This window comes from Sphingobium sp. (assembly GCF_036170395.1).
Classification (GTDB): domain Bacteria; phylum Pseudomonadota; class Alphaproteobacteria; order Sphingomonadales; family Sphingomonadaceae; genus Sphingobium.
Genome location: NZ_JAVHPD010000070.1, coordinates 1 through 14,635, shown reverse-complemented (window position 1 = coordinate 14,635; position 14,635 = coordinate 1). Strand labels below are relative to the sequence as shown.

Annotated in this window: 14 protein-coding genes; 8 read left to right on the top strand and 6 right to left on the bottom strand. The window is 66.4% G+C overall.

The window, feature by feature from the left end; genetic code table 11:
* Positions 1 to 42: 42 nt before the first annotated feature.
* A complete protein-coding gene (gene ggt, locus V2B31_RS17235; RefSeq protein WP_328280814.1) occupies positions 43 to 1,740 on the top strand; it encodes a gamma-glutamyltransferase in 1,698 nt (565 codons plus the stop codon).
* Between the two features lie 235 nt (positions 1,741 to 1,975).
* On the opposite strand, the gene V2B31_RS17230 is transcribed toward ggt, so the two are convergent.
* The 3 genes from V2B31_RS17230 to V2B31_RS17220 all read right to left on the bottom strand — a co-directional run bounded on the left by V2B31_RS17230 (position 1,976) and on the right by V2B31_RS17220 (position 3,701).
* A complete protein-coding gene (locus V2B31_RS17230; protein WP_328280812.1) occupies positions 1,976 to 2,479 on the bottom strand; it encodes a hypothetical protein in 504 nt (167 codons plus the stop codon).
* 163 nt (positions 2,480 to 2,642) lie between these two features.
* Positions 2,643 to 3,065: a SufE family protein gene (locus tag V2B31_RS17225; protein ID WP_328281066.1), complete on the bottom strand. Its 423-nt coding sequence runs from the start codon at positions 3,063 to 3,065 to the stop codon at positions 2,643 to 2,645.
* A gap of 117 nt (positions 3,066 to 3,182) precedes the next feature.
* The gene (locus tag V2B31_RS17220; protein ID WP_328280810.1) at positions 3,183 to 3,701 is read right to left on the bottom strand and encodes a hypothetical protein; all 519 of its coding nucleotides are present in this window, start codon (positions 3,699 to 3,701) and stop codon (positions 3,183 to 3,185) included.
* Between the two features lie 128 nt (positions 3,702 to 3,829).
* Here V2B31_RS17220 and V2B31_RS17215 point away from each other — a divergent pair, with 128 nt between their 5' ends.
* On the top strand, positions 3,830 to 4,720 hold the full coding sequence (locus tag V2B31_RS17215) for an aldose 1-epimerase family protein (protein ID WP_328280809.1): 891 nt from the start codon (positions 3,830 to 3,832) through the stop codon (positions 4,718 to 4,720).
* 124 nt (positions 4,721 to 4,844) lie between these two features.
* Positions 4,845 to 6,422 (top strand): peptide chain release factor 3, encoded by a 1,578-nt coding sequence (locus tag V2B31_RS17210; protein WP_328280805.1) that lies wholly within the window; start codon positions 4,845 to 4,847, stop codon positions 6,420 to 6,422.
* Between the two features lie 227 nt (positions 6,423 to 6,649).
* Here the strand turns inward: V2B31_RS17210 and V2B31_RS17205 are convergent, their stop codons facing one another.
* The gene (locus V2B31_RS17205; RefSeq protein ID WP_328280803.1) at positions 6,650 to 7,795 is read right to left on the bottom strand and encodes an FAD-dependent oxidoreductase; all 1,146 of its coding nucleotides are present in this window, start codon (positions 7,793 to 7,795) and stop codon (positions 6,650 to 6,652) included.
* A 269-nt stretch (positions 7,796 to 8,064) separates the two neighbouring features.
* Between V2B31_RS17205 and V2B31_RS17200 the strand changes: the two genes are divergently transcribed.
* From V2B31_RS17200 to V2B31_RS17185, 4 genes are all read left to right on the top strand, one after another.
* Positions 8,065 to 9,315, top strand: coding sequence for a putative DNA modification/repair radical SAM protein (locus V2B31_RS17200; protein ID WP_328280799.1), 1,251 nt, complete (start codon positions 8,065 to 8,067; stop codon positions 9,313 to 9,315).
* A gap of 65 nt (positions 9,316 to 9,380) precedes the next feature.
* Positions 9,381 to 9,731 carry a hypothetical protein gene (locus V2B31_RS17195; protein WP_328280795.1) on the top strand — a complete coding sequence of 117 codons (351 nt, stop codon included), beginning with the start codon at positions 9,381 to 9,383 and terminating at the stop codon, positions 9,729 to 9,731.
* Between the two features lie 57 nt (positions 9,732 to 9,788).
* A complete protein-coding gene (locus tag V2B31_RS17190) occupies positions 9,789 to 10,253 on the top strand; it encodes a hemerythrin domain-containing protein (RefSeq protein WP_328280793.1) in 465 nt (154 codons plus the stop codon).
* An 86-nt stretch (positions 10,254 to 10,339) separates the two neighbouring features.
* Positions 10,340 to 11,737 carry a UdgX family uracil-DNA binding protein gene (locus V2B31_RS17185; protein ID WP_328280791.1) on the top strand — a complete coding sequence of 466 codons (1,398 nt, stop codon included), beginning with the start codon at positions 10,340 to 10,342 and terminating at the stop codon, positions 11,735 to 11,737.
* A 118-nt stretch (positions 11,738 to 11,855) separates the two neighbouring features.
* Here the strand turns inward: V2B31_RS17185 and V2B31_RS17180 are convergent, their stop codons facing one another.
* The gene (locus tag V2B31_RS17180; protein ID WP_328280789.1) at positions 11,856 to 12,599 is read right to left on the bottom strand and encodes a metallophosphoesterase family protein; all 744 of its coding nucleotides are present in this window, start codon (positions 12,597 to 12,599) and stop codon (positions 11,856 to 11,858) included.
* Positions 12,583 to 13,356, bottom strand: a complete 774-nt coding sequence (locus tag V2B31_RS17175) for a hypothetical protein (protein ID WP_328280787.1) — start codon at positions 13,354 to 13,356, stop codon at positions 12,583 to 12,585. The genes V2B31_RS17180 and V2B31_RS17175 overlap by 17 nt, the downstream gene beginning before the upstream one ends.
* A 143-nt stretch (positions 13,357 to 13,499) precedes the next feature.
* Here V2B31_RS17175 and V2B31_RS17170 point away from each other — a divergent pair.
* Positions 13,500 to 14,635, top strand: a 1,136-nt coding sequence (locus V2B31_RS17170; RefSeq protein ID WP_328280785.1) for a carbon starvation CstA family protein, incomplete at its 3' end; no start/stop codon positions are given.

Genomic DNA, 14,635 nt, shown 5'->3' with positions numbered 1-14,635 from the left:
AAACAAGTTGCAGCGCACAATGCAATGTCTATCCTGCCCCCTATGACCTTCCGCCTCCCCGGCCTGCTGGCCCCGCTCGCCCTCCTCGCCTTCGCTCCGAACCCCGCCGCCGCCCGCACCCCCGTCCCCCCCTCGGCCACCGTCTCCGCCGCCGATCCCCGCGCGGCGCTCGCGGGCCAGGAGATCCTCCGCCAGGGCGGCAGCGCCACCGACGCCGCCATCGCCATGATGCTGACGCTGGGGGTGGTCGAACCGCATAACAGCGGCATCGGCGGCGGCGGCTTCATCCTCCACCATGATGGCCGCACCGGCGCGCTGGAGACGCTCGACGGCCGCGAGGCCGCGCCCGCCGCCGCCCGCCCCGACCGCTTCCTGAAGGACGGCAAGCCCCTCTCCTTCCGAGAGGCCTGGCCCGGCGGCTATTCGGTCGGCGTCCCCGGCAACCTGCGCATGGCGTGGGACGCGCACAGGAAATGGGGCAAGCTCCCCTGGGCCGATCTGTTCCAGCCCGCGATCCGCTACGCGCGGGACGGCTTCCAGCTCGGCGAGCGCACCGCCACCGCGCTCCGCGCCACGCAACAGGTCTGGGCCGATTTCCCGGAGATCCAGAAGCTCTTCTGGATCGACGGCGCGCCGCCCCCGGTCGGCACGACGCTTACCAACCCGCCGCTCGCCGCCCTCTACCAGCGCATCGCCGCCGAAGGCCCCGACGCCTTCTACACCGGCGAGAATGCCAGGCTCTTGAGCGCCGCCGTCACCAACGCGCCGAAAAACCCCGTGCCGATGACGGAGGCCGACATCGCCGCCTACCGGGCGATCCCGCGCACGCCCGTCTGCGGCAAATATCGCGTGTGGAAGGTGTGCGGCATGGCCCCCGCCTCGGCCGGCGGCATCACCGTCCTCGAAATCCTGGGCATGGTCGAGCGCTTCCCGCTCAGGCAATGGGGCAAGGACGATCCGCGCAGCTGGCACGTCATCGCCGAAGCGATGCAGCTCGCCTATGCCGATCGCGACACCTGGATCGGCGACCCCGCCTTCGTGTCGGTCCCGGTCAAGGGGCTGACCTCCCCCGCCTACTTGAAGCAACGCTCCACCCTCATCCGCCTCAACAGGGCGCTTAACGACTATAAGCCCGGCACGCCCCCCGGCGCGCCGCCCCGCACCCCCGCCAAGCCGCAGCCGGAAGAAGGCACCAGCCATTTCGTCGCGGTCGATCGCAACGGCGACATCGCCGCCTGGACCTCCACGATCGAGAGTTTCTTCGGCAGCCAGCTCGTCGCGAACGGCGTGATCCTCAACAACGAACTCACCGACTTCAGCTTCACGCCCGAAAAGAACGGCGCGCCCGTCGCCAACCGCGTCGAACCGGGCAAGCGCCCCTTGTCCTCCATGTCCCCGACCATCGTCTATGATGCGAAGGGCGTCCCTGTCTTCACCGTGGGCGCGGCGGGCGGCAAGACCATCATCATGCAGGTGGCGAAAGCGCTCATCGCCCATTTCGACTGGGGCCTCTCGGCGCAGGACTCGATCGCGCAGGGCCTCGTCTATTTCAACGGCGACGGCCTCGTCCTCGAACAGGGCACCGACCGCGAAGCGCTTAAAGCCCCGCTCGAAAAGCTCGGCCACCGCGTGAGCATCACCCGCCTCGGCCTCAAGGCCAACGCTGCCGAGCGCCTCCCCGACGGCCGCTGGCAAGGCGCCGCCGACCCCCGCAGCCCCGGCGTCTCGCTACAGGAATAACGCCCCGTCGCCCCGGCCCTGAGCCGGGGCCCCGCTTCTTATCTTCCTTCGCGGGGAAGAAAGCGGGATACCGAGTCAAGCCTGTCCTGAGCTTGTCGAAGGGCCTGTGCTGCCGGTAGAGGAGAGATTCTGGTTCGCGCAGAGGCGCAGAGGCCGCAGAGCTTATAAGTGCCGCCAGAGGCGGCTTTCATATCCACTCCGCGCCCTCTGCGCCTCTGCGCGAATCCGATTCACCTCACCCCTTCAAATCCAGCCCCGCCACATTGAACGTGAACGGCGCGGTCTGTTCCTTGCCGTCCACCACCAGGTCGACCGTCACTGTCTTCGCCTTGCGAATCGCGGCATAGGCCCCCTGTGACGGCGCGATGGTAATGCCGTCATCGTTAGTCGCCACCCGCCCCTTCCATTCCTCGGCCTTGCCCCCGTCGATCCGCGCCTTGATGCGGCAGTCGGACAGGTCGCAGGTGAAGGGCGCGCCGACCAGCTTCACCGTCACGTCCGCCGTCCCGTTCTTGAGCGGCTGCACCAGCAGCACGGAGAATGTATCCGGCGCGGTCATCGTCTGCACCGCATTGGCGCTGCCGATATAGGCGACCTTCGCGCCCTTCGCGCTCTCGCCCTTGCCGCCTTCATATTTCCAGGTCTGGCCGATCTGCTCGCGCTGGGTCGGCCCTTCGTTCTTCTCGCCCGAACAGGCCGCCAGCGCGGCCACGGCCGCGATCGTCAGGATGGCGCGCATCGCTCGTCTCCTCATGCGTTGGTTACGCAGGGAGAATGTTCGGTGTCACATATGGTTGCCTGGCGCGGGATGGCTTGATGTTCCCCGGCGAAGGCCGGGGTCCAGTCCGGAGCGTGGAACTGGACCCCGGCCGTCGCCGGGGAACATACCCTTGCACTTGATCTTAGCTATATCGCGCGGCGGTTTCGCGGATCAGCGCGATCATGTTGGGGATGCCCTGGGTGCGGTTGGAACTCAGCTGATTCTTGAGGTCGAACGGCGACAGCGCGCCTTCGATGTCCGCCGCGCCGATCTCGGCGGGTGCGCGATCCTGCACGCTCAGCAGCACCAGCGCGATGATCCCCTTGGTGATCGCGGCATTGCTGTCGGCCAGAAAATGCAGCCTTCCGTCGTCCAGCACCGTCGGATAGACCCACACCGCCGCCGAACAGCCCCGCACCAGAGTCGCGTCGGTCTTGAGCGCGTCCGGCATCGGCTCCAGCTTGCGCCCCAGGTCGATTAGCAACCGATAACGGTCGTCCGCATCCAGAAATTCATATTCGTCCTGAAGGTCGGCCATACTCGGTAGATCGGTCATGCCCGCCATATAGGGCGAAACGCGGCAGGGGGAAGCCACCTTTACCACGCCAAACCCGTTCAGGCTGAGCCTGTCGAAGCCCGCGCGCTACGCCCTTCGACAGGCTCAGGGCGAACGGAGGCTAAATTATGCCGAAACTTTACATCCCTTCGCGGAAGCCAACCCCCGCAAATAGCCCCGCCGCGCGATCCCCGCCGTCACCGCCGCCTGCAAGCGCCGTTCAGCCGGGGCCGCGCCGCTGATCTCGCGCACCAGCCCGCGGAAGGGGATCAGCGAGTTGACGATCGTCTTGCCCACCGCCTCGGCGATCTTGCCGGTGCGGTTCTCATTGGCCTGCGTACCGACGGTGAAGTCCGCGCCCAGCACGGCGTTCAGCTCGGCCATCGCCGCATTCAGCCCCTTGCACGTCCGCGACGGCGGCGGCGCATAGGGGTTCTCCACCGCCTTCACCAGAACCGGCGGGATCTCGTCCTTGTCCAGGCCCACATCCTTGGCCGGCTGCGACGCGATCTTGCCGGCCTTGTCCAGCGTATCGTCCCGCTTCTCCTCCTGCTTGCTCTGGTCCTTCTGGTCCTTCTGCTCCTGCGCCTGCGCAAGAGCCGGCGTCAGCATCGCAAGCGCGGCAGATATGGCAATCATCTTCATCTTTGGTCCTCCCACGCCGCCAATGCGCAAGGCGCGGCATCGGTTCCCCTGCGAAACGATAGGCCGGGCGAGACAGGTCCGCCGCCCCGCGCTAGAAAGGCGTCGTCCCTTTCACGGAGCCATGATCCTTGTCCGATCCCGACGCGCGTTTCGCCATCGCCTCGCCGGCCCTTTCCGCCAGCATCAGTCCCCTCGGCGCGGAGCTCTGGTCGCTCGCCGACGCCGCCGGGCGCGATCTCATGACCGACGCAGATCCGCGCTGGTGGACCGGCCACGCGCCGCTGCTCTTCCCCTTCGTCGGCCGCTCGCGCGGGGATATCTACCGCCTCGACGGCCGCGACTATCCCATGCCCCAGCACGGCTTCGCCCGCCGCAAATGCTTCGCCCTCGTCCACCAGTCGGACGCCCGCGTCACCCTCCGCCTCGAAGCCGACGATGAAACCCGCGCCGCCTACCCCTTCGACTTCCGCCTCGACATGGATTTCGCGCTAGAAGGGCCAACGCTCCGCATGACCGCCACCGTCAGCAATATGGGCGAGGCCAAACTGCCCTTCGCCTTCGGCTACCACCCCGCTTTCGCCTGGCCGCTCCCCTATGGCGGCGGCGTCGAGGACCACCGCATCATCTTCGAGGCTCCCGAACCCGCCCCGATCCGCAAGGTCGGCAACGAACCCGGCCTCATCGCCCGCGAACCCTTCCCCTCGCCGGTCGAAGGCGACACGCTCGCTCCCACCCACGCCATGTTCGAGGGCGACGCCCTCATCTGGGACGACCTAAACAGCCGCTCGCTGACCTGGGGCGTCCCCGGCAAGCCGCACCTCAAAATCGCCTTCCCCGACACCCCCTGGCTCGGCCTCTGGCAGAAGCCCGGCGCGCATTATCTGTGCGTCGAACCCTGGGCCGGCATGGCCGATCCGGTGGGCTTCACCGGCGACGTCTGGGACAAGCCCGGCATCATGGCCCTCCTCCCCGGCGACGCCCGTAGCTTCCGCATGGACGTAACGCTGGTTGCGGACTGACCCCCTGTTTATTTCCGTCATTCCCGCGTAGGCGGGAATCTATCTCCCAACCCCGCCTCCTGACGCAACGTCAGGGGATGGATCCCCGCCTTCGCGGGGATGACGCCATAGAATGACCGCTTAAATGACCATCCCCTCCCGCCGCACCTTCGCCATCATCTCGCACCCCGACGCCGGCAAGACCACGCTCACCGAAAAGCTGCTGCTCGAAGGCGGCGCGATCCACCTCGCCGGCGAAGTCAAGGCGCGCGGGGCCAATCGCCGCGCCCGCTCCGACTGGATGAAGATCGAGCAGCAGCGCGGCATCTCGGTCACCTCCTCGGTCATGACCTTCGAGCGCACGCGCGACGGCGAGACCATCACCTTCAATCTGCTCGACACGCCGGGCCACGAGGATTTCTCCGAGGACACCTACCGCACGCTCACCGCCGTCGATTCCGCCGTCATGGTGATCGACGCGGCCAAGGGCATCGAGCCGCAGACCCGCAAGCTGTTCGAGGTCTGCCGCCTGCGCAATGTCCCCATCATCACCTTCGTCAACAAGGTGGACCGGGAGGGCCGCGAAATCTTCGGCCTGCTCGATGAGGTCGCCGACCAGCTCCAGCTCGACGTCTGTCCGATGAGCTGGCCCGCCGGCATGGGCGGCGAGTTCGAGGGCATCTATGATTTCGCCACCAACCGCCTGCGCCAGCCCACCGGCCCCTCGCGCGAGTTTGAAGGCAAGGAAGCGCATCTCTCCGGCCTGGATGATCCCGCCTTGGCCGACCTCCTCACCCGCCAGGCGCTCGACCGCCTGCGCGAGGAGGCCGAACTCGCCCAGGGCGGCTATGCGCAATTCGATCTCGCCCGCTACCGCGCCGGCGACCTCACCCCGGTCTATTTCGGCTCGGCGCTCAAGCTTTTCGGCGTCACCGAACTGATCGACGCGCTGGCCGCCCACGCCCCGCCGCCCCGCGCCCAGCCCGCCGAACCCGCCGCCGTCGAACCCGACCAGAATGAAGTCACCGGCTTCATTTTCAAGGTGCAGGCGAACATGGACCCGATGCACCGCGACCGCATCGCCTTCATGCGCCTCGTCTCGGGCAAGTTCCGCCGCGGCATGAAGCTCACCCCTTCAGGCTCAGGCAAGCCGCTCGCCGTCCACTCGCCGATCCTCTTCTTCGCGCAGGACCGCGAACTCGCCGACGAAGCCTTCCCCGGCGACATCATCGGCATCCCCAATCATGGCGCGCTGCGCGTCGGCGACACTCTCTCCGAAAAGCCCGGCCTGCGCTTCACCGGCCTGCCCAATTTCGCGCCTGAAATCCTGCGCCGCGTCGCCTTGAAAGACCCGACCAAGACCAAGCAGCTCCGCAAGGCGCTGGACGACCTCTCCGAAGAAGGCGTCATCCAGGTCTTCTACCCCGAAATCGGCAGCCAGTGGATCGTCGGCGTCGTCGGCCAGCTCCAATTGGAAGTGCTGATCTCGCGGCTGGAGGCCGAATATAAGGTCGCCGCCGGCCTCGAACCCTCCCCCTTCGACACCGCCCGCTGGATCAGCGGGGACGAGGCCGCAATCAAGGATCTCGTCGCCTACAATGGCGCCAACATGGCCAAGGACCGCGACGGCAACCTCGTCTTCATGGCCCGCAGCGCCTGGGACATAGGCTACCAGCAGGAACGCCACCCCAAGATCAAATTCAGCGCCACGCGGGAGCGGTAAAGCCTGCGCATACCAAACCCGTTCGTCCTAAGTAGCCATTGAGCTTGTCGACGGATCAGGCTTAGAACATCGAGCCTTCAATCTTTTCCGTTCACTTCGAGCAGGTTCGAGCGAAGTCGAGAACCGTCGGTCGAGAAGACCATCGCAAGCGTTCTCGATACGCCTTCTCGACTTCGCTCGAAGGCACTCGAACCGAACGGATTGAGAGTGACGCACCCAGATCACCCTCACGCCCAAAACCCCGCCAGCCGCCTCACCCACTCCTGCGCCGCCACATGGTCCGGTTCCTCATTGGCGTCGCCATAGCCGAACCATTCGTCCTCCCCCACCTCCTGCACGACGATCCCGTCGCGCCGCGCCAGCATCGAGAGCGTCCCATAATAGACGCCATAGGTGACCCCCGCCTGCGGGATCAGCCAGGCGATCTGCCCGCGCACCGGCACGATGCTCTCGTCGCGCCACAAAGCCCGCGCGCCATAGCCGGTGCAGTGGATGATCGCCGGCTGCTTCAGCTTCGTGACGTCGCCCGGCGCATGAAACTCCATCGGCACGATCGTCCCGCCCGCGATAAGGAAGTCCGTCGTGAGCTGCCGCATCAGGTCGGCGACGTTGAAGGTCAGCGAACTGTTGCGCCGGACATAGGCGGGCCGGAACGGATGCGTCCCCGGCGCCAGGTCGACGCTGCGCGGCATGATATCGGCCAGCCGGCTTTCCAGATGCAGAAATTCGTCGGCCCGCTCCACGCCCGGCGCCGCCGCGCGCCGGGGGCCAAAGGGCGTGTCCGACAGCATATAGCGATCGGTCCATTCCACCGGATCCCCCGCCATCCCGAGCAGGCTCTGGAAATAGGAGAAGGACGCGCGCGCCATCGTCTCCCACCGGTCGCCGAAGCCCGGATCGACCGCTTTCTCCATCGCGACCCGGCTGTCCGGCGACCAGGTGCCGGTCGCGCGCGCCGACCGGACAAAGGGAAATTGCCCTTTCGTATAGATGGTGACCCGCGCGCCCGCCCGCTGTGCCGTCAGCGCCGCCGTCAGTCCCAGCGCTCCCGCACCGATCACCGCCACCTCGCGCACCCCGTCCGCCAACGCCAGCGCGACTGCCGCCTCCGCCGATCCCCAGCTCAAGGACCAGCCGCTGCCGCCATGGCCGTAATTATGGACGACCCGCTTGCGCCCGACCTGCTCTACCTCGATGCGCGGCCCGGCAGCGCGGAAGGGCCGCAGGCAGACGGTGGTGCGGAAGATGCGGTCGGGCGTCGCGCGCACCGGCTCCACCCCCGCGAACGGATCGAAGACCGCGCCCGCCTTCGCCGCGAGGGGCAACGCCGCCGCCAGCCCCGCAGCCCTGCCGATAAATGCCCGCCTGTCCATCCGCGCCTCCCGATCGATGCCCGTTCCAACGAAGCAGCGCCTCAAGACCGCAAGCCGCCATCTCCTATTCTCCTACAGCCATTTGCGAACAGTCTCCAACACCCCTCAAAATAAGACCGATTTATCAATATGTTATATATAGGAGAATCGCCAAACCACGAATCAGCTGTTCCACTCGCTGTTCCACTTACTCTTCATATCCTGCCCCTTGGTCCACCCCTTGATCCAGATCATGGACAGCGCCCCGCTTTGAACATATCAGGAACGATATGGCGCAGCTAAGCACCCGGCAGAAACTGGAAATCCTCGCCGACGCGGCGAAATATGACGCCTCCTGCGCCTCGTCCGGCACCGCCAAGCGCGACAGCCGGGGCGGCAAGGGGATCGGCTCGACCGAGGGCATGGGCATCTGCCACGCTTACGCCCCCGACGGCCGCTGCATCTCGCTGCTCAAGATACTGCTCACCAACAGCTGCATCTTCGACTGCCATTATTGCATCAACCGCCGCTCCAGCGACGTCCGCCGCGCCCGCTTCACCGCGCAGGAGGTGGTCGACCTCACCTTGAGCTTCTACCGCCGAAACTATATCGAGGGGCTGTTCCTCTCCTCCGGCATCATCCGCTCGTCCGACTATACGATGGAGCAATTGGTCGAGGTCGCCCGCTCGCTGCGCGAAGACCATGATTTTCGCGGCTATATCCACTTGAAGACCATTCCCGACGCCGACCCCGACCTGCTGCGCCGAGCCGGCCTCCACGCCGACCGTCTCTCGATCAATGTCGAACTGCCGACCGAAAGCGGCCTCAAACGCCTCGCCCCGGAGAAGGACGGCACCCGGATCGAAGGCGCGATGGGCCAGCTCAGGAGCGAGATTGACGACACGAAGGACGCCCGCCGCAAATATCGCCATGCTCCCAAATTCGCCCCCGCCGGCCAGTCCACCCAGATGATCGTCGGCGCCGACGCCGCCGATGACCGCGCTATCATTGCCCGCGCCAGCACCCTCTACGACCGGCACAAGCTGCGCCGCGTCTATTACAGCGCCTTCTCCCCCATCCCTTCGCCCAGCGCGGTGCTGCCGCTCAAGCGCCCGCCGCTGCTGCGCGAACATCGCCTCTACCAGTCGGACTGGATGATCCGCTTCTACGGCTATGACGCGCGCGAGATCGCGGCGGCGACCGACCCGGCGTCCGGCTGCCTCCCGCTCGACATCGATCCCAAGCTAGCCTGGGCCTTGAACCACCGCGCCGCCTTCCCGGTGGACGTCAACCGCGCCCCGCGCGAAGCGCTGCTCCGCGTCCCCGGCCTCGGCGTCAAGGCGGTGGACCGCATCCTCATGAGCCGCCGCCACCGCCGCCTCCGGCTCGACGACATTGCTCGCCTCACCACATCGATCAAGAAGCTCCGCCCCTTCCTCATCGCCGCCGACTGGCGGCCGCTGGCGCTTGCCGACCGCGCTGACCTGCGCGCCCGCCTCGCCCCGCCGGCACAGCAGCTCGACCTTTTCACCCAATTGTAATTATGGGTTGATCGCGCGCCCGGATCGTGAAACTCTGCTGCGGGGTCATCAAGGGAGTAGGGGTCTTGGCAACCGCACTCGGCAACAGCGCGCATCCGCGCAAGAGCTTCGCCAAACGGATCAGCACGCATCTCGCCGCCGCGCTGGTTTTCTTCTGCCTCGCGCAGATCGGCATCGTGGCGAAGATGGGCGGATCGCTCGTCCTGCACCTCGGCATCATCATCGCGATCGGCGGCTATGCCATCGCGGCGCGCGGGCTGGAGCGGCGCTGGCAGATGCTCGAACGCGGCGCCCTGTCGGAGCACGGCCTCGCCACCCGCTACCGCGTCGATGTCTTCCAGATTTGGGCCGCCAGCATCATCGGCGCTCTGCTCTGGATACCTGTCGGCATCATCTATCGCTTCCTCTTCGGGTAGGCTCGGACCCAAAAGCGCCCGCCATCGTTGTCCGCCCGTAACCAAGGAGGACTTGCCATGGCCGACGCCACCATCTTCGATCGCCTCAAGCAGGATCATGACAGCCACCGCCAGCTCTTCGCCAAGATGGACGAAGCGAAGGACGACGCCGACCGCCTCGAAAAGCTGTTCGAGCAGTTCAAGGTCGAGGTGAAGGCCCACGCCGCTGCGGAGGAGGAAACCCTCTACGCCACCATGCTCGCCCGCCCCGACCTGCGCGAAGATGCCCAGCACAGCGTCTCCGAGCATAAGGAGATCGAGGATTATCTCGAGGAAATGGAAGAGCAGGAATTCGACGGCAAGAAATGGCGCGAAACCTTCGCCCAATTGAAGAAGCGCTACCTCCACCATATCGAGGAGGAGGAAGAGGAAATGTTCCCCGACGCCGCGAAGGATCTGACCGACGAAGAGGAAAAGCAGCTCGGCGACAAGTTCGCCGAACGCAAACCCGCCGAACTGGAACGCGCCCAGGCGGAGGATTGAATCTCAACGTCCGTTCGGTTCGAGCCTGTCGAGAACCATTTCCCAGCTTCTCGACAGGCTCGAACTGAACGGCAATTGCTGACGCAATGCACCGCATCACCCTCTCCACCCCCGATGATTTCGACGGCTGGCGCACCGCCGCCCGCCGTCTCGCGGTGGCGGGGGTCGATCCGGCCGACGTGACCTGGCAGGTCGGCGACACCCCCGCCGACCTCTTCGCCCCCGATCCCCTCCCGCCCGAACCGCTCCGCGCCGCCTTCTCCGTGCCCCGCGCCTTCATCGACTTGGCCGAAAAGGCGATCCTGCACAGCGACCCCGAGCGCTTCGCCCTGCTCTATGCGCTCCTCGTCCGCCTCCGCGACCGGCCCGGAACGATGGAGGACAAGGCCGATCCCCTGCTCCGCCGCGTCGACGCGCTCGCAAAGGCGGTCCGCCGCGACATCCACAAGATGCGCGCCTTCGTCCGCTTCCGCGAGGTGGAGGAAGATGGCGGCACCCGCTTCGTCGCCTGGTTCGAGCCCGACCATCATATCGTCCGCGCCAATGCCGGCTTCTTCTTCCGCCGCTTCGCCACGATGCGCTGGTCGATCCTGACGCCGGAACTCAGCATCCATTGGGACGGTGAGACGGTGCGCGAAGGGCCGGGAGCCACCCGCGCCGACGCGCCGGACGGCGATCCCGTAGAGGCTTTGTGGAAGGGCTATTATGCCGCGATCTTCAACCCGGCCCGGCTCAAGACCGGCGCGATGCTCTCCGAAATGCCCAAGAAATATTGGCGCAACCTCCCCGAAGCCGCGCTCATCCCCGATCTTATCGCCGGCGCGCAGGCGCGCGAGGCAGCCATGATCGCCACCGCCCCGACCCCGCCCAAACGCCAGGGCAATGCCGCCACCGTCTGGGCCGGCATCCGCGACGAAGCCATGGCCTGCACCCGCTGCCCGCTTTACAAGGACGCGACCCAGACCGTGTTCGGCGAAGGCCCGCTCGACGCGCCGCTCTTCTTCATCGGCGAGCAGCCCGGCGATCAGGAGGATCAGGCCGGCCGCCCCTTCGTCGGCCCCGCCGGGCAGCTCTTCGACCAGGCGCTGGGTGAGGCCGGCGTCGATCGCAGCCGCGCCTATGTCACCAACGCGGTCAAGCATTTCAAGTTCGTCCGCCAGGGCAAGCGCCGCCTCCACCAGTCGCCCGACGCCGGCGAGATTCAGGCCTGCCGCTGGTGGCTCGGGCAGGAAATCGACCTCGTCCGCCCCCGCCTGATCGTCGCGCTTGGCGCGTCCGCCGCCCGTGCCATGCTCGGCAAGGCCGTGACGATCAGCCGGACCCGCGGTACAGCCATCCCGCTGGAAAGCGGGGCCGAGGGCTGGGTGACGGTTCACCCCAGCTACCTCCTCCGCCTCCCCGACGAAACCAAACGCGCCGAGGAGCGCGCGAGGTTCGTCGAGGAATTACGCTCCATCGGCGAGCGGGTCAAAGCGCTGGCTTAGGCCAGGCCACCTTCACTCCGTCACCCCGGACGTGATCCGGGGTCCCGCTTTCTTGGCAACGACTGAGAAAAAGCGGGGCCCCGGATCAAGCTCGGGGTGACCAGCTATTGAGACCCCCTCACACCGCGATCAGCGCATAGGGCCGTCCAAACCGCTCCGACACCACGAACTGCGCGCAATTATACACCGGCACCCCGCGCGGCGTCTTGCCCTCGAAGGTGCCGCGATGGGCATGGCCGTGGACGGCAAAGCGCACATTGTCGAACCGGTCGATCGCGTCCGCCAGCCGCGAGGAACCCAGGAACGGGAAAATCTCCGCCGGCTCCCCCTCGACCGTCTGCGCGACCGGCGCATAGTGCAGCACCGCAACCACCCGCTCGGTGCGCAGCGACCGCAAGGCATTCTCCAGCTTGCGCGCCTCGTTGATCGACTCCTCGACGAAGCCCTTGATCGCCCGCTCGCCGAACGCGCCCAGCTCGCCCCGCCCGAACCCGCCGACAAACCCCTTGACCCCGGCAAAGCCCACCCCCTTGATCTCGACCGCCTGCTCGTCCAGCACCGTGACGCCCGCGCCGTTGAGGATGCGCGTCACTTCTTCGGGCTGGCCGCATTCATGATCGTGATTGCCCAAGACCGCGACGATCGGGATGGAACAGGCGCGCAAATCCTCCGCCAATATCTCCGCCTCGCGCGTCTTGCCGAAATTGGTGAGGTCGCCGCACAAAGCCAGCACGTCGGCTTTATCGGAAATCTCGGCGAACAGGTCGCGATATTTATGCTCCTGCTGGTCGGTGACATGCAGGTCGCCGATGGCAGCGACGGTCAGGCTGCCGGCGGATGCCGCCTCACTTGTTGCGATCATGGCTTTCCTCCAGTCCCTTGCCAACCACGTCGGCGAACCCCCATTCGGTGATGTCGACCAGATAGTCGCGTGGGGACAGCAGCCGTCCCCGGCACACCCGGATATTGGGCACGGGCAGTTCCGCGCGCGTCTGCAACCGGCCCAGCAGTTCCTCGAACAGCCAGAGCGGAATGCAATGCCGCTCGGTCGGATAGATGAAGCGGAAATTGAGCAGGTGGATGAGCAGCACCTCCCAGTGCAACTCCACCGCGTCGAGCAGCTTCTGCCAGTCGATCGCCTCATGCTGTTTCAGGATCATGTGCGCGACATCCGCGCCGTCATAGCGATAGCGGTCCTGGATGAAGATCTTGGACAGAATGAACTCGGTCGGCGGGGTGATCCGCACGCGGATGCCATAGACATCGGCGTGGGAGGCGTTGCGGAACCATTCCTCGGTCACCGGCAGGCTGGCCGACGAGATATTGTAGATGACGTCGAAGAAATTGCCGTCCTTCCACACCTTGCCGATCCAGCGCTCGTCCTCGAACTCGACCTCATGTCCAAGATGGCGAAAATGGGCGAGGATGCGCGGCGCGTCGCCGGCCTTGCAGAACACGTCCAGATCCTTGGTCGGCCGCACGATCCCGGTATGGCACCCCAGCGCATAGGTGCCCGACAGCATGAAGGGGATGTCCGAGGCGACCAGTTCCTTGAGACTGTCGGCATAGAATTGCTTCGCCTCGGGCGGCGGATCGAAGGCGGTGGGATCGCAGGTCATCGGACACTCTGGTTGCGGCGGGAAGGGAGCAACGGGCGGCGGGCGGATTGCGTTCCGTTTTGGCGGGGCAGGCGGTTGTCTTTCAGGCCGAGCGGCTTACGGTGCCCTCCTCCAAGCTCCGCGACTGATTTCGGTGAGGCGACATGACCCGACACCTGCCCTGGCTCCTGACGGCGATCGTGGGCGCGGTCGCGCTCTGGGTGGTTGCCGTGTCGCGCGGCGAAGCCGTCAACGCGCTCTGGATCGTCGTCGCGGCGGTCTGCTGCTTCCTCGTCGCCTATCGCTATTATGCGCTGTTCATCGCCCGCCACGTCATGCGGCTCGATCCCGCGCGGCCCACCCCCGCCATCCGCCGCGCCGACGGGCTCGACTATGTCGCGACCGACCGCACCGTGCTCTTCGGCCATCATTTCGCGGCGATCGCCGGCGCGGGGCCGCTGGTGGGGCCGGTGCTGGCAGCGCAGATGGGCTATCTCCCCGGCACGCTCTGGATCATCGCCGGCGTGGTGCTGGCGGGCGCGGTGCAGGACTTCATGGTCCTCTTCATCTCCATGCGCCGCGACGGGAAATCCTTGGGCGAACTCATCCGCATGGAGATGGGGCAGGCCGCCGGCACGATCGCCCTGTTCGGCGCCTTCATGATTATGGTCATCATCCTTGCGGTGCTGGCGCTGATCGTGGTGAAGGCGCTCGCCGAAAGCCCGTGGGGCATGTTCACCGTCGCCGCCACCGTGCCGCTGGCGATGCTGATGGGCGCTTATACCCGCTGGATCAGGCCGGGCCGGATCGGCGAAGTGTCCCTGCTTGGCCTTGTCGGCCTTCTCGCCGCGATCGTCTATGGGCAGGCGGTCGCCGCCTCGGCGGTCTGGGGGCCGGCCTTCACCTTCACCCCCGTGCAGCTCTGCTGGATCTTGATCCTCTATGGCGCGGTCGCCTCGGTGCTGCCGGTCTGGCTGCTGCTCGCCCCGCGCGATTATCTCTCGACCTTCCTCAAGATCGGCGCGATCGCGGCGCTCGCCATCGGCATCGTCATCATGGCTCCCCCCTTGAAGATGCCCGCGCTCACCCAGTTCGTCGGCGGCAACGGCCCGGTCTGGGCCGGCGGCCTCTTCCCCTTCCTCTTCATCACCATCGCCTGCGGCGCGGTCTCGGGCTTCCACGCCCTCATCTCCAGCGGCACCACCCCCAAGCTGATCGCCAGCGAAGCCCATGCCCCGCTGATCGGCTATGGCGCGATGCTGATGGAGGCGTTCGTGGCGATCATGGCGCTGGTCGGCGC

Coding starts and splice junctions, on each gene's coding strand:
- ggt (WP_328280814.1), top strand. CDS start 43: ATGACCTTCCGCCTCCCCGGCCTGCTGGCCCCGCTCGCCCTCCTCGCC.
- V2B31_RS17230 (WP_328280812.1), bottom strand. CDS start 2,479: ATGCGCGCCATCCTGACGATCGCGGCCGTGGCCGCGCTGGCGGCCTGT.
- V2B31_RS17225 (WP_328281066.1), bottom strand. CDS start 3,065: ATGGCGGGCATGACCGATCTACCGAGTATGGCCGACCTTCAGGACGAA.
- V2B31_RS17220 (WP_328280810.1), bottom strand. CDS start 3,701: ATGAAGATGATTGCCATATCTGCCGCGCTTGCGATGCTGACGCCGGCT.
- V2B31_RS17210 (WP_328280805.1), top strand. CDS start 4,845: ATGACCATCCCCTCCCGCCGCACCTTCGCCATCATCTCGCACCCCGAC.
- V2B31_RS17205 (WP_328280803.1), bottom strand. CDS start 7,795: ATGGACAGGCGGGCATTTATCGGCAGGGCTGCGGGGCTGGCGGCGGCG.
- V2B31_RS17200 (WP_328280799.1), top strand. CDS start 8,065: ATGGCGCAGCTAAGCACCCGGCAGAAACTGGAAATCCTCGCCGACGCG.
- V2B31_RS17190 (WP_328280793.1), top strand. CDS start 9,789: ATGGCCGACGCCACCATCTTCGATCGCCTCAAGCAGGATCATGACAGC.
- V2B31_RS17185 (WP_328280791.1), top strand. CDS start 10,340: ATGCACCGCATCACCCTCTCCACCCCCGATGATTTCGACGGCTGGCGC.
- V2B31_RS17180 (WP_328280789.1), bottom strand. CDS start 12,599: ATGATCGCAACAAGTGAGGCGGCATCCGCCGGCAGCCTGACCGTCGCT.
- V2B31_RS17175 (WP_328280787.1), bottom strand. CDS start 13,356: ATGACCTGCGATCCCACCGCCTTCGATCCGCCGCCCGAGGCGAAGCAA.